The organism is Klebsiella sp. CN_Kp088 (genome assembly GCF_040064335.1).
GTDB classification, from domain to species: Bacteria; Pseudomonadota; Gammaproteobacteria; order Enterobacterales; family Enterobacteriaceae; genus Klebsiella; species Klebsiella aerogenes.
On record NZ_JBEAIQ010000001.1, the window covers coordinates 539,687 to 553,228 of the forward strand.

Sequence of the window (13,542 nt, forward strand, 5' to 3'; positions counted from 1 at the left end):
ACGTGCCAGCCTGCCTTTCCCACAAAAAACGCACATTGCGTTAACCTATTTTTATCTTCGTGACTTGAAATCAGTAAATCGCCGCGCCTAAAATCATTAGAGCTCTAATGATTTTGCAGGCGGAACATGGATAACCGACAGCTTAACTTTTCCCATCTCTTATACTTAACCGCGCATCACTGGCGGCTGGCGGTTAACCGGCGGTTAAAAAATCTAGGCATGAGCCAGGCGTCATGGGTGGCGGTGTCAGCCATTGCCCGCAACGAGCAGCCCCTCTCGCAAAGCGAACTGGCGCAGGAACTGGGTGTCGAAAGCGCCACCATCGTCCCGCTCATTAACCGCCTGGTCGAACTTGAACTGGTGGAGCGCGTTAAGCCTGACAGCGATAAACGTAAGCGTCTGTTGGTTGCCACCGCCAAAGGGATGGCGCTTTTCCATCAGGTGAAAGCGGTCGCCGACGACCTGCGCGAGGAGATCCTCACCGCCATTACTCCGGAAGAGCGTGAGCAAACCCACCGGGTACTGGAAAAGCTGCTACACGAGGTGGAAAAGAAATAATGCCTCGTCGCGAAGCTAATCCTTATGTGCCCCACGACTGGGCGCCGCATGAAAAACCGGCGATGCTCGGTTCGCCGTCGACGCCGATCCACAGTACGCCGAAACGCGTCGCTTATGGCATCGTCGGGCTGCTGGTGTGCCTGACCGGCGCGCTGGGTAACGCCGTCGTTACCGCCAACCTGCAGCTGCTGCAGGGCACTTTTGCCGCCTGGTCGACGGAAATCGCATGGCTGCCGGCGGTCTACGTTATGACTAACGTTTCCATCAACCTGCTGCTGGTGAAATTTCGCCAACAGTTTGGCCTGCGCGCCTTTACCGAAGGCTTCCTGGTACTGTATGTACTGGTCACATTCTTCCACCTGTTCGTCAACGACCTCAGCTCGGCAATGATGGTGCGCGCGGCGCACGGCATGGTGGCAGCGGCGTTGAGTTCACTGGGAATTTACTATCAGGTGCAGGCCTGGCCGGCGCGCCACCGCCTGAAGGCGTTGACCATCGGTATCACCGGATCGTCGCTGGCGATCCCGCTGGCGCGTCTGTTCTCGACCGAACTGCTGCAGATTGACGAATGGCGCGGGCTCTACTTCTTTGAGCTCGGCCTGGCGCTGGTGTCGCTGGCCTGCGTCATCGCGCTGAAACTGCCGCCAAGCGACCGCAAAAAGGTGTTTGAGAAGAAGGACTTTATTACCTTCTTCCTGCTGGCGCCCGGTATGGCTTTAGTCTGCGCGGTCCTGTCGCTGGGCCGTCTGGACTGGTGGTTTGAGGCGCCGTGGCTTGGCTGGTCGCTGGCGGGAGCGGTGGTGCTGATCGTTTCGGCTATCGCCTTCGAGCATAATCGCACTAACCCGCTGCTTAACACCAAATGGCTTTCCAGCGGCAGTATCCTTCGTCTGGGACTGATTATGTTGCTGATTCGCATCGTGCTGGCGGAACAGAATACCGGGGTCATCGGTTGGCTGCAGTACGTCGGCTTGCAAAACGAGCAGATGACCAACCTGGCATGGTCGATTTTCGCCGGTATCGTCTGCGGTATCGTCGCCAGTTGCCTGACGCTTAACCCGCAGCGCCTCTACTGGCCCACCGCGACCGCGCTGGCGTTGATTATGATTGCGTCATTGCTTGATAGCCAGTCCACTGCCCTGACCCGTCCGGAACAGTTGATGTTCAGCCAGTTTTTACTTGGCTTCGGCAGTGCCTTCTTCCTCGCGCCGGCCATGCTGGCGGGAATTGGCGGGGTGATTGCCGACCAGCGGAATCTGGTCAGCTTCTCGGTTCTGTTTGGCATGAGCCAAAATATCGGCGGCCTGCTCGGCTCAGCTATCCTCGGTACTTTTCAGACCTGGCGCGAAAAATTTCATTCCAGCCAGTTGGCCGATCAGATAACCACGCTGAACCCGCTGATCGCCGAGCGACTGCAGCAGTATAGCCAGATGTATCAAAGCCAAATTGGCGACAGCACGCTATTGAACGTGCAGGCTACCACGTTGCTGCAAAACGCCTCGACGCTACAGGCCAATATTCTCGCCTACAATGACACTTATCTCCTGACGGCGGCGATCTCTGCCGCAACGCTGGTGTGGATTTTCTGGCGCTTAATCAGATTGCGAATCACCGCCCGTATCGCGTTAAAACGCGCAACCGGCAACAAATAATAAGATAATTTTTACTCTGGAGTGGTTATGAGTCAGCAGGACGCGGCCAGGCAACAGGCCAATACCCGAAACAACATCCGCGTGGTGTCTATTTTTACCGCCGCGGCGATCGGCATCGTCGGCGTATTGGTTATTCTTTACGCCTGGCAGTTGCCCCCTTTCACCCGGCATAGTCAGTTTACCGATAACGCTTATGTGCGCGGTCAGACGACATTTATCAGCCCACAGGTTAACGGGTATATCACCGCGGTGAACGTCAAAGATTTCGATACCGTTCAGCCGGGACAGGTACTGTTCCAGATTGACGATCGTATCTATAAGCAGCGGGTACACCAGGCGCAGGCGACGTTGGCGATGAAACAGGCGGCGCTGAAAAACAACCAGCAGCAGCGGAAAAGCGCCGAAGCGACGATCGCCAAAAACGAGGCCGCCTTGCAAAACGCCCGCGCGCAGAATCAGAAAACCCAGGCCGATTTAAAACGCGTCCAGGAGCTTACCGCGGACGGGTCGTTATCCATTCGCGAACGCGACTCTGCGCGGGCCAGCGCGGCTCAAGGCGCAGCCGATATCGAACAGGCGAAAGCCACACTGGAGATGTCGCGCCAGGATCTGCAGTCCACTATCGTCAATCGCGATTCGCTGGAGGCCGATGTGGCCAGCGCCAAAGCGGCACTGGAGCTTGCCGAAATCGACCTGCAAAATACGCGGATTATCGCCCCGACGGCCGGGCAACTGGGGCAGATCTCCGTACGCCTCGGCGCCTATGTCAGCGCCGGTACGCATTTGACCTCGCTGGTACCGCCTCAGCACTGGGTTATCGCCAACCTGAAAGAGACACAGCTCGCCGAGGTGCGCGTCGGCCAGCCGGTCACCTTCTCGGTCGATGCGTTGAACAGCGAAACCTTCCACGGCAAAGTACAAAGTATTTCGCCAGCGACCGGCGTCGAATTCAGCGCGATCTCTCCGGATAACGCGACCGGCAACTTTGTCAAAATCGCCCAGCGGATCCCTGTCCGTATCGCGGTCGATGAGGGACAGAAAAACAGCTATCGTCTGCGTCCGGGGATGTCGGTGCAGGTGACGATTGATACCCGCGCGGAGAATAAACAATGATCCGCCCGTTAACCCTTGCCGTGGCGCTGGCGCTGGTCGGTTGTCAGTCTGCCGATGTCCCACGTGCGGAGCCTACGCTGGCGATCCCGGCCGCCTGGCGTGCCGATGTGGGTCCTTCCAGCCCGGTGGAAGGCGTGTGGTGGCGCAATTTTCACGATAGCGCGCTTAATCAGTATGTCGATCGGGCGTTGCGCTACAACAGCGACGTCCTGATCGCCCGCGAGCGGGTTAACGAGTATCAGGCGCGTGCCTACGCCGCTGATAGCAGCTTATTCCCCTCGCTTGATGCCAGCCTGACCGGTACCCGCGCTCGCGCACAGTCCGCCGCGACCGGTCTGCCCATCCACAGCACGCTGTACAAAGGGGGTCTGACCGCCAGCTATGACGTCGATATTTGGGGGGCCAACCGCAGCGCCGCCAGCGCAGCCGAAGCCAGCCTTGAAGCGCAGAAAGCCGCTGCCGCCGCCGCTAATCTGACCGTGGCGACATCGGTCGCCGTCGGCTACGTCACCTTGTTGTCATTAGACGAGCAGTTGCGAGTCACCCGCCAAACGCTGAAATCGCGAGAAGATGCGTGGAATCTGGCTAAACGGCAGTATGAAACCGGCTATACCTCGCGCCTGGAGCTCATGCAGGCGGATTCCGAACTGCGCTCGACGCGGGCGCAGATCCCGCCATTGCAGCATCAAATCGCGCAACAAGAGAACGCCCTGAGCGTTCTATTGGGCGACAATCCCGGTGCGGTAAAACGTAACGAGTTCGCACAACTTAGCCCGCTACGCCTACCCTCACAGTTACCCTCGACGCTAATGAGCCGCCGTCCGGACATTGTGCAGGCTCAACGCCAACTGGTGGCCGCTGATGCCACCCTCGCGTCGTCGCAGGCGCAGTTGCTGCCTTCCATCAACCTTACCGCCACCGGCAGCCTGCAGGACAGAACGCTGCCGGATCTGCTCGACAACCCGCTGCGATTATGGAGCCTTGGCGGCAGTATTCTGGCGCCGTTACTCAACCGCCAGGCGCTAAATGCACAGGTTGATGTCTCGATGGCCCAGCGCAATCAGGCGCTGTACGGGTATGAGAAAACGGTACGCGGCGCGTTCAAAGAGGTGAACGATAGCCTGGATGCCATCAGCCGCTACGGGGAACAGTTAAGCGAGCTCAAGGAGCAGGAATCGGTCGCCGCAGAGACGTTGCGTATCGCGCAGAACCGCTATCGTAACGGCTACTCTTCCTATCTGGACGTGCTGGATGCGCAACGTACGTTATTCTCCACTCAGTTGAGCGTGGTGCAGGTGAAAAATAACCTGCTGCTGGCGCAGATTGATTTGTACCGGGCGCTGGGAGGCGGCTGGTCTGACTCATCAGGGAGCTAAATGGGGAAGCGTCATATGCAACAACAGTGGTCGGCAGTAGACAATTATTTGATTGAGGCCTTAATCCCCGGCGATCCTGTGCTCGATCGGGTACTGGAAAACAACCATCGAGCCGGGCTGCCGGCACACGATGTCGCCGCCAATCAAGGGCAGTTTCTCGCCCTGCTGGTACGGCTTACCCAGGCTAAGCGGATACTGGAGATCGGTACTCTCGGCGGCTATAGCACCATCTGGATGGCGCGCGAGCTTCCTGCCGACGGCCAACTACTCACGCTGGAGGCCGACGCGCATCATGCCCAGGTGGCGCGGGAGAATCTGCAGCTGGCGGGCGTTGACCAGCGGGTCACGCTGCGAGAGGGGCCAGCGCTACAGTCTCTGGAGGCGCTTGGCGAATGTCCCGCTTTCGACCTGATCTTCATCGATGCCGATAAGCCGAATAATCCCCATTATCTGCGCTGGGCGCTACGTTATTCCCGCCCAGGAACCTTAATTATTGGCGATAACGTGGTACGCGACGGTGAAGTGGTCAACCCACAGAGCGCAGACGAGCGCGTTCAGGGCGTGCGTCAATTCATTGAGATGATGGGCGCCGAGCCACGGTTGACGGCAACGGCGCTGCAGACCGTGGGCACTAAAGGCTGGGACGGCTTTACTCTGGCGTGGGTAAACGCTTAAGCGAGTAGCCCCGGTAAGCGCAGCGCCACCGGGGACAACCAGCCAGGCTACGGCGTAATTTGCTCCATCGCCTGCAACACGCGTTTGTCCGAGATCGGATACGGGGTACCCAACTGCTGAGCAAAGAAGCTGACGCGCAGCTCTTCGATCATCCAGCGGATCTCCTGTACGTCGTCATCATCGCGGCGATTCGGCGGCAGCTTATTCAACCACTGCTGCCACGCCTGTTGCACGCTCTCGACTTTTAGCATCTGCGCGCGGTCACGATGCGGGTCGATTGCCAGCTTCTCAAGACGCTTTTCAATTGCCTGCAGATAACGCAGCGTATCGCCGAGGCGGCGGAAACCGTTGCCGGTAACAAAGCCGCGATAAACCAGACCCGCCATCTGCGCTTTAATATCCGACAGCCCCAGGGTCATCGTCATATCTACCCGCCCTTTCAGACGCTTATTGATGTTAAATACCGCCGTCAGGATCTGCTCGACCTGCTTCGCGATATCGACCACCGTGTCGTTCAGTTCGGCGCGCACTTTATCGTGCAGATTACTAAAGCCCTCTTCGGTCCACACCGGGCCGCCGGCTTCATCGATAAGCTTGTCAACACCACAGGAGATGCAATCGTCAATCAAATCCAGCACCTTGCCATAAGGGTTGAAATAGAGTCCCAGTTTGGCTTTGTTGGGCAGTTTCTCGTGCAGATACTTAATCGGCGACGGAATATTGAGCAACAGTAAACGGCGCAGACCACGCCACATCGCCTGCTGCTGTTCCTGTGGATTATCAAACAGTTTGATGGCGACGCTGTCACGCTCGTCCACCAGCGCCGGCCAGGCTTTCACCTTATAATTACCGCGCTTCTGTTCGTAACTCTCCGCCAGGGTGCCGAAACTCCAGATATGCAGCCCGCTCTGTTCAATACCATCGTCGGCCACCGCCGATAACGTCTCCTGAACTTTACCTTTAAGCGCGTCTTTTAAGACCTGCAGAGAGCGTCCTTCCAGCAGTTTCTTATTTTTGTCATCCACCACCCGGAAAGTGATTTTCAGGTGATCGGGCACCTGATCCCACTGCCAGGATTCGCGGTCGATGGTCACGCCGGTCATTTTACGCAGCTCACGCTCCAGCGAATCCAGTAGCGGCAACGCCAGCGGCGTCGCGCGGCCTAAAAACGCCTCGGCGTAATTAGGCGCCGGGACGAAATTACGCCGAACGGGTTTCGGCAACGATTTGATTAATGCGATGACCAGCTCGCGACGCAGGCCAGGGATCTGCCATTCAAACCCGGCTTCCTCTACCTGGTTGAGCAGCGGCAGCGGAATATGAACCGTTACGCCATCGGCATCCGCGCCTGGTTCAAACTGATAGCTAAGACGCAGTTTAAGATTGCCCTGATGCCAGAAATTCGGATAGTCCAGTTTACTGACCTGCTCCGCCCCCTCTTTAATCAGCATGCTCTTTTCAAAATTGAGCAAGTCTGGCGTTTCGCGGCTGGCCTGCTTCCACCACTTATCAAAGTGGCGAGCGGAGATGACATCGTGGCTAATGCGCTGGTCGTAAAACTCGAACATCGTCTCGTCATCCACCAGGATGTCGCGACGGCGCGACTTATGCTCCAGCTCTTCGATTTCAGCGCGCAGCTTCAGGTTATCGCGGAAGAAGGCATGCCGCGTCTGCCAGTCGCCCTCTACCAGCGCGTGGCGGATGAACAGCTCACGACACAGCGCCGGGTCAATCTGGCTATAGTTCACTTTACGCGCGGCGACGATCGGCAGACCGTAGACGGTGACCTTTTCTGTCGCCATTACCGCGCCCTGCGACCGCTCCCAGTGCGGTTCGCTATATGAACGTTTAATCAGATGCTGGGCCACCGGCTCGACCCACTCCGGCTCAATGCGGGCGGCAATGCGCCCCCACAGGCGGCTGGTCTCCACCAGTTCCGCAACCATCGTCCACTTCGGCGGCTTCTTGAATAGACCGGAGCCGGGGAAGATAGAGAACCGCGCATTACGGGCGCCGGTATACTCCTGTTTATCGGAGTCCTTCATCCCGATATGCGACAATAAACCGGTCAGCAGCGCAGTATGAATTTCACGGTACTCCGCTGGCTCGCTGTTGATCGGCAGGCCGAGTTCTTTCACGACCTGGCGCAGTTGGGTGTAAATATCCTGCCATTCACGCACGCGTAAATAGTTGAGGAAATCCACCCGGCACTGGCGGCGGAACTGATTCGAGGAGAGCGCCTTTTGTTGTTCGCCGAGATAGTTCCACAAATTGACAAACGCAAGGAAATCAGACTCTTTATCGTGGAAGCGACGATGCTTTTCATCGGATGCCTGCTGCTTGTCCATGGGGCGCTCGCGCGGATCCTGAATCGACAGCGCGGAAGTGATGATCATCGCTTCACGCACGCAGCCATGTTTCTGCGCTTCCAGCACCATCCGCGCCAGACGCGGATCCACCGGTAGCTGGCTGAGCTGGCGGCCCAGCGGGGTCAGCTTATAGGCCGTTGCCTGCTCATCGGTGGTGATGGCGCCGAGCTCTTCCAGCAGACGAACGCCATCCTGGATGTTGCGCTTATCCGGCGCTTCGACAAACGGAAACGCGGCGATATCGCCCAACCCCAGAGCGGTCATTTGCAGAATGACCGAGGCCAGGTTGGTACGCAGAATTTCCGGGTCGGTAAATTCCGGCCGCGACAGGAAATCGTCTTCCGAGTAAAGACGAATACAGATGCCTTCCGACACACGTCCGCAACGGCCTTTACGCTGATTAGCGGAGGCCTGTGATACTGGCTCGATAGGCAGGCGCTGCACTTTTGTACGGTAGCTGTAGCGACTGATGCGAGCGGTACCCGGATCGATAACGTATTTGATGCCCGGAACCGTCAACGAGGTTTCGGCAACGTTGGTTGCCAGGACAATACGCCGCCCGCTATGGGACTGGAAGACCCGGTTTTGCTCACTATTGGATAAACGAGCATACAGCGGCAGCACTTCGGTGTGACGCAGATTGAGCTTATTCAACGCCTCGGCGGTATCGCGGATTTCCCGCTCGCCGCTCATAAAGATCAGGATATCGCCGGGGCTTTCACGCCCCAGTTCATCGACGGCATCAAAAATCGCCTGTAGCTGATCGCGTTCGCTATCGTCCGCCTCTTCAACAATGGGACGATAACGTACTTCCACCGGGTAAGTCCGCCCGGAAACTTCGATAATCGGCGCATGATTAAAGTGGCGCGAGAAACGTTCCGGGTCGATGGTTGCCGAGGTAATGATGATTTTCAGGTCCGGGCGGCGCGGCAGGAGCTCTTTCAGATAGCCCAGCAGAAAATCAATGTTCAGACTGCGCTCGTGCGCCTCATCAATAATGATGGTGTCATACTGCATCAGCAGGCGATCCTGCTGGATTTCCGCCAGCAGGATACCGTCGGTCATCAGCTTAACCATGGTGTTTTCGCTGACGTGGTCACTGAAGCGCACTTTATAACCAATACAGCCGCCCGGCTCGCTCTGCAGCTCTTCAGCAATACGGTTAGCGACGGTGCGCGCCGCCAGTCGACGCGGCTGGGTGTGGCCAATCAGGCCTTTCAGGCCGCGCCCCAGCTCCATGCAGATTTTGGGTAGCTGAGTGGTTTTACCAGAACCGGTCTCACCGGCGACGATCACCACCTGGTGATCGCGCACCGCTTCGAGAATCTCTTGTTTTTTCTGGCTAACCGGCAGGTTTTCCGGATAGGTGATTGCCGGACGCGCGGCTTCGCGTAGCAGGACTTTCCCTGCTGCCTGCTCTATCTCCCGCGCCATCTCGTGCAGAATGGCCTGCTGGGCATCAGGATTTTTAACCTTCTTTGCGCCATGCAGGCGGCGGCTATAGCGCGATTTATCGCGCAGCATCAGACCATCGAGCCGTTCATAGAGCTGCGAGAAAGTGATTTTTTGTTGTTCTGTCATAACGTTATCGGGCAGCGCTCTGCCGGAAAAATCTCTCATGAAATATTGCTGTAGATTACCACATCTGTAGAACTCATGCCTTGTTCAAAAAAATTGAACATAGGATTCGATATATTGCGCTATCTCTGCGGCATGATTGTGAATACAGTGTCAACAAGCACCAGGGCATTGACCCGTCAATCACATTAAAAGGAAACACCCATGAGCAAAGTATTAGTTCTGAAGTCCAGTATTCTTGCAGGGTACTCGCAATCCGGCCAACTGTCCGACTATTTTGTTGAACAATGGCGTGAAAAACACGCAGGCGACGTTATCACCGTGCGCGATCTGGCGGCAAACCCGATTCCGGTTCTGGATGGTGAACTGGTTGGCGCGCTGCGTCCGAGTGATGCACAGTTGACCGCACGTCAACAGGAAGCGCTGGCGCTGTCCGATGAACTGATCGCTGAACTGAAAGCTAACGATGTGATTGTTATCGCCGCGCCGATGTATAACTTCAACATCCCGACTCAGCTGAAAAACTATTTCGACCTGGTTGCCCGCGCAGGCGTCACCTTCCGTTACACCGAGAAAGGTCCGGAAGGCCTGGTCACCGGTAAACGTGCGGTAGTACTGACCAGCCGCGGTGGTATTCATAAAGATACGCCGACCGATCTGGTTACGCCGTATCTGACCACCTTCCTTGGCTTTATCGGCATCACCGACGTGAACTTCGTGTTTGCAGAGGGTATTGCTTATGGTCCAGAAGTTGCGGCCAAAGCGCAGTCCGATGCCAAAGCGGCTATCGACAGCGTAGTTGCAGCCTAATATTTGACTCCTCTCGCTGCCTGCGGGAGGAGAGTTTTACTTTTTCTCGTAGCGCAAATACCCCACCACGCCTCCGCCGCCATCTTTTGGATGATTCACGCCGTCGTTGACCTCCACGCAAGCAAAATCGAAAGGCGAAACGCCATCAATGCAGGCCACATTTACCCCATACTGCTGCGGGTTTGATCGCCGTTGATGAAAGGTGTAGATCCCGCATACCGAGCAGAAAAAGTGCACGGCTTCCCCCGTATTAAAGCGATACTCTGTGAGCTTATCCCTTCCGCGTACCACCTCTATTCCTGAACGCGGCGAAGAGACCGCGACTGCTCCACGCATTCGACAATATGAACAGTTACAGCGACGAACGGTGTTGAAGCCATCGCTGAGCTCAACGGTAAATGCCACCGCACCGCAGTGACAGTGAGCGGATAATTTCTCTGCCATTATAGTTACCCCTCAGGTTTAGGATTTTGGCCGCAGGTTTTCGTCAAATTCCAGACGCTTGCGCCCGGCCTCCATCTCTTTTAATGGCTCCACCTGATGCAGCGTCTGCTTACAACGTTCGACCAGCACCTGGTATTCACGGGTACCGTGTTTTTTCCACTCCAGCTCCTGTTCGCTCAGCGTACGAATCGCTTTTGCCGGGCTGCCGATGATCAAATGGTTAGCAGGCATTTCCGCTTTCGCTTTTACGAAGGCGGAAGCGCCGACAATACTATTTTCGCCAATTACCGCCCCGTCGATAATCACCGCGCTCATTCCCACCAGCGCGTTGCGGCCAATCACACAGCCGTGCAGAATTGCGCCGTGGCCGATGTGGCCGTCCTCTTCCACCACGGTATCCTGGCCGGGGAAGCCGTGCATGACGCAGTTATCCTGAATATTGGCTCCGTCTTTTACTACAATACGGCCGAAGTCGCCGCGCAGGCTGGCATTAGGCCCAACATAGACCCCTTTTCCCAGGATCACGTCGCCAATGAGTACCGCCGTCGGATGAACATAGCTCTCATCCGGCACCACTGGCGTCAGCCCATCAATCTGATAAATCGGCATGCAACCTCCTTAGACGCCCGGCAAACCGCCAAAGCGTTGAAAATAAAGCGGACCCGGGGCGGGAAGCTCGCCAACTGAGCTTTCGCCTTTTTCGCCGACGAAGGCCAGCGCGCCTGGCGTCACGCGTTGATAAATATTGATGCACAGCTGCCGCGCGGTTTGCCCGGCCCAATGCGCCGGCAGGAGTTCTTCCGGCAGCAGCGGGTCTTTAAGCACCACACGGCGATAGAAATGGATAAGGAGCAGTTGGATCTGGAAACAGCGCTCCGGCGTCAACTCTGACGGCTCGCTGTCGCGCAGCAGCGGCAGTAATGGTCGGAACAATGCGATAAACGCCTCGTACATCTCATTTTGTTCGGTGAGATGCCAGCACTCCTCTACGCGGTCGCGTAGCGCCGCCCTTGAGAGCGCCAGCGGCGAATGGGCTTCAAAACAGATGACGTTTTCGGCAACGCCCGCTTCATGTAGCAGCGATTGGACATCGGCCAGTTTTTGCGACGGCGAGGCCAGCAGGCTCGGCGCCAGCGCGCCAAATCCCTGCCATAACAGTTGCTTTTTGACTTCCGCCAGAACCGTTTTTTCTAACCCTTCCGACAATAGCAGCAGCCAGGTTCCGTCCCATTCCGGGGCATTCGCCCGATAAATTTTATGTTCCGCGCGCCGGGTCAGACGTAGCCCTTTATCGCTCAGGCGATAGAAGCTGCGCCGGCCGATACGCACGACATCGAGCCACTCTTCTTTATTGAGACGGAATAGCGCAGTGCGGACAAAGCGCTCGCCAAATCCTAATCCTTCCAGCAGCGCCGCGACGCTACCCAGCCACACTTCCCCACCGCGTTGTAATAAAGCGTCGCCATACAGCGAGGCAATCAATGACGTACCGCTGATCGGCATCGCCGTCACCGCTTGTTGAATAAAGGCGTCGAGTTTACTCATCTGATTCATTCTGTTGTTATATTTTTCCTTTATGAATCATAGCACAGGAAATTCCCGGCTTACGGCGTAAAGGCCTCAGCCGGGTTATCGGGGAGAGAATTAACCGCTGACCACCGCTTTACGCAGGTCGAATACCCGACAGGCTTTCCCTTCAGAGCGAGGAATGCTGCCGCAGTTGACGATAGTAATATCGGTGGAGATCCCGACCATCGACTTAATGCGGTGACGCAACTGATGGCAAATCTGGCAGCGTTGTTCATGACTTAACGCCAGCCCGCTCTCTTTCAGCTCAACGCGTACCGCCAGCGAATCAAGATGACCGCGGCGATTGACCTCTAACTGATAGTGCGGCGCCAGGTGTTCAAACTTGAGGATCTCCTCTTCCAACTGCGATGGGAAGACGTTAACCCCGCGGATAATCAGCATATCGTCGCTGCGTCCACTGATGCGATCCATGCGGCGCATGGTCCGCGCGGTTCCCGGCAGCAAGCGAGTCAGATCGCGGGTACGATAGCGGATCACCGGCAGCGCCTCTTTGGTCAACGTGGTAAACAGCAGTTCGCCATGCTCGCCATCTTCCAGCGGCGTACCGTCGTCCGGGTTGACGATTTCCGGGAAGAAGTGGTCTTCCCAGATGGTCGGGCCGTCAACGGTTTCCAGGCACTCCATTGCCACCCCAGGCCCCATCACCTCTGACAGACCGTAAATATCCAGTGCGGTGATACCCAGGCGGCGCTCGATTTCCGCGCGCATCGCCAGCGTCCACGGCTCGGCGCCAAAGACGCCGACCCGCAATGAACAGCCGCGGGCATCGCCGCCCATCTGGCGCTCCAGCTCTTCAATCAGATTCAGACAATAAGACGGCGTCACCATGATCATATCCGGCTGGAAGTCGCGGATCAGTTGCGCCTGTTTTTCGGTCTGTCCGCCGGACATCGGGATCACCGTCGCGCCTAAACGCTCCGCGCCGTAGTGCGCGCCAAGGCCGCCGGTAAACAGGCCGTAGCCGTAGGCGACGTGAATTTTATCTTTTGCTGAACCACCGGCCGCGCGCAGCGAACGGGCGACAATATTGGCCCAGTTATCAATATCGTTTTGCGTATATCCCACCACCGTCGGTTTGCCGGTGGTGCCGGAAGAGGCGTGAATGCGCACCACCTGCTCCATCGGCACCGCAAAGGTATCGAAGGGATAGTTGTCGCGCAGATCTTGTTTAGTGGTACAGGGGAATTTTTTCAGATCGTTTAATTCCCGAAAGTCGTCAGGGTGTACGCCGGCGGCGTCGAATTTGCGGCGATACATCGGCACATTTTCATACGCATGCTTCAGCGTCCATTTCAGGCGCTGGGTTTGCAGAGCCTGCAGTTCATCACGCGATGCGGTTTCAATCGGATCTAATTTTGTAGTAGTTATCATTGTAGG

General features: G+C 56.8%; 11 protein-coding genes. 6 read left to right on the forward strand and 5 right to left on the reverse strand.

Annotated features, from left to right (window positions below; translation table 11 throughout):
• The first annotated feature begins 126 nt into the window (after positions 1–126).
• From ABLV08_RS02630 to ABLV08_RS02650, 5 genes are read left to right on the forward strand one after another with little or no spacing between them, the layout of a single operon-like run.
• Positions 127–558, forward strand: a complete 432-nt coding sequence (locus ABLV08_RS02630) for a MarR family transcriptional regulator (RefSeq protein WP_015366352.1) — start codon at positions 127–129, stop codon at positions 556–558.
• On the forward strand, positions 558–2,210 hold the full coding sequence (locus ABLV08_RS02635; RefSeq protein ID WP_015366351.1) for an MFS transporter: 1,653 nt from the start codon (positions 558–560) through the stop codon (positions 2,208–2,210). Before ABLV08_RS02630 ends, ABLV08_RS02635 begins: the two co-directional genes overlap by 1 nt.
• Positions 2,211–2,237: 27 nt before the next feature.
• Positions 2,238–3,323: an HlyD family secretion protein gene (locus ABLV08_RS02640; RefSeq protein WP_032711761.1), complete on the forward strand. Its 1,086-nt coding sequence runs from the start codon at positions 2,238–2,240 to the stop codon at positions 3,321–3,323.
• The gene (locus tag ABLV08_RS02645; RefSeq protein ID WP_348855523.1) at positions 3,320–4,699 is read left to right on the forward strand and encodes an efflux transporter outer membrane subunit; all 1,380 of its coding nucleotides are present in this window, start codon (positions 3,320–3,322) and stop codon (positions 4,697–4,699) included. Before ABLV08_RS02640 ends, ABLV08_RS02645 begins: the two co-directional genes overlap by 4 nt.
• Positions 4,700–5,374, forward strand: a complete 675-nt coding sequence (locus tag ABLV08_RS02650) for an O-methyltransferase (protein ID WP_072259345.1) — start codon at positions 4,700–4,702, stop codon at positions 5,372–5,374.
• Positions 5,375–5,421: 47 nt separating this feature from the next.
• Here the strand turns inward: ABLV08_RS02650 and hrpA are convergent, their stop codons facing one another.
• Positions 5,422–9,324: an ATP-dependent RNA helicase HrpA gene (hrpA, locus tag ABLV08_RS02655; protein WP_348855525.1), complete on the reverse strand. Its 3,903-nt coding sequence runs from the start codon at positions 9,322–9,324 to the stop codon at positions 5,422–5,424.
• Positions 9,325–9,525: 201 nt separating this feature from the next.
• On the opposite strand from hrpA, the gene azoR reads away from it, so the two are divergent.
• On the forward strand, positions 9,526–10,131 hold the full coding sequence (gene azoR, locus ABLV08_RS02660; RefSeq protein ID WP_015366346.1) for an FMN-dependent NADH-azoreductase: 606 nt from the start codon (positions 9,526–9,528) through the stop codon (positions 10,129–10,131).
• A 36-nt stretch (positions 10,132–10,167) separates the two neighbouring features.
• On the opposite strand, the gene ABLV08_RS02665 is transcribed toward azoR, so the two are convergent.
• The 4 genes from ABLV08_RS02665 to paaK all read right to left on the reverse strand — a co-directional run bounded on the left by ABLV08_RS02665 (position 10,168) and on the right by paaK (position 13,536).
• Positions 10,168–10,578, reverse strand: coding sequence for a GFA family protein (locus tag ABLV08_RS02665; protein WP_026612288.1), 411 nt, complete (start codon positions 10,576–10,578; stop codon positions 10,168–10,170).
• 15 nt (positions 10,579–10,593) lie between these two features.
• Complete coding sequence (paaY, locus tag ABLV08_RS02670; RefSeq protein WP_020078643.1) at positions 10,594–11,184, reverse strand: phenylacetic acid degradation protein PaaY; 591 nt, start codon at positions 11,182–11,184, stop codon at positions 10,594–10,596.
• 9 nt (positions 11,185–11,193) lie between these two features.
• Positions 11,194–12,120, reverse strand: coding sequence for a phenylacetic acid degradation operon negative regulatory protein PaaX (paaX, locus tag ABLV08_RS02675; protein WP_026612287.1), 927 nt, complete (start codon positions 12,118–12,120; stop codon positions 11,194–11,196).
• A 99-nt stretch (positions 12,121–12,219) separates the two neighbouring features.
• Positions 12,220–13,536, reverse strand: coding sequence for a phenylacetate--CoA ligase PaaK (paaK, locus tag ABLV08_RS02680; protein ID WP_004224503.1), 1,317 nt, complete (start codon positions 13,534–13,536; stop codon positions 12,220–12,222).
• Positions 13,537–13,542: the final 6 nt, after the last annotated feature.

Excerpts from the sequence above, each read along its gene's own strand:
- ABLV08_RS02630 (WP_015366352.1), top strand. The coding sequence starts at position 127 with ATGGATAACCGACAGCTTAACTTTTCCCATCTCTTATACTTAACCGCG.
- paaX (WP_026612287.1), bottom strand. The coding sequence starts at position 12,120 with ATGAGTAAACTCGACGCCTTTATTCAACAAGCGGTGACGGCGATGCCG.
- ABLV08_RS02635 (WP_015366351.1), top strand. The coding sequence starts at position 558 with ATGCCTCGTCGCGAAGCTAATCCTTATGTGCCCCACGACTGGGCGCCG.
- paaK (WP_004224503.1), bottom strand. The coding sequence starts at position 13,536 with ATGATAACTACTACAAAATTAGATCCGATTGAAACCGCATCGCGTGAT.
- hrpA (WP_348855525.1), bottom strand. The coding sequence starts at position 9,324 with ATGACAGAACAACAAAAAATCACTTTCTCGCAGCTCTATGAACGGCTC.
- paaY (WP_020078643.1), bottom strand. The coding sequence starts at position 11,184 with ATGCCGATTTATCAGATTGATGGGCTGACGCCAGTGGTGCCGGATGAG.
- azoR (WP_015366346.1), top strand. The coding sequence starts at position 9,526 with ATGAGCAAAGTATTAGTTCTGAAGTCCAGTATTCTTGCAGGGTACTCG.
- ABLV08_RS02640 (WP_032711761.1), top strand. The coding sequence starts at position 2,238 with ATGAGTCAGCAGGACGCGGCCAGGCAACAGGCCAATACCCGAAACAAC.
- ABLV08_RS02645 (WP_348855523.1), top strand. The coding sequence starts at position 3,320 with ATGATCCGCCCGTTAACCCTTGCCGTGGCGCTGGCGCTGGTCGGTTGT.
- ABLV08_RS02650 (WP_072259345.1), top strand. The coding sequence starts at position 4,700 with ATGGGGAAGCGTCATATGCAACAACAGTGGTCGGCAGTAGACAATTAT.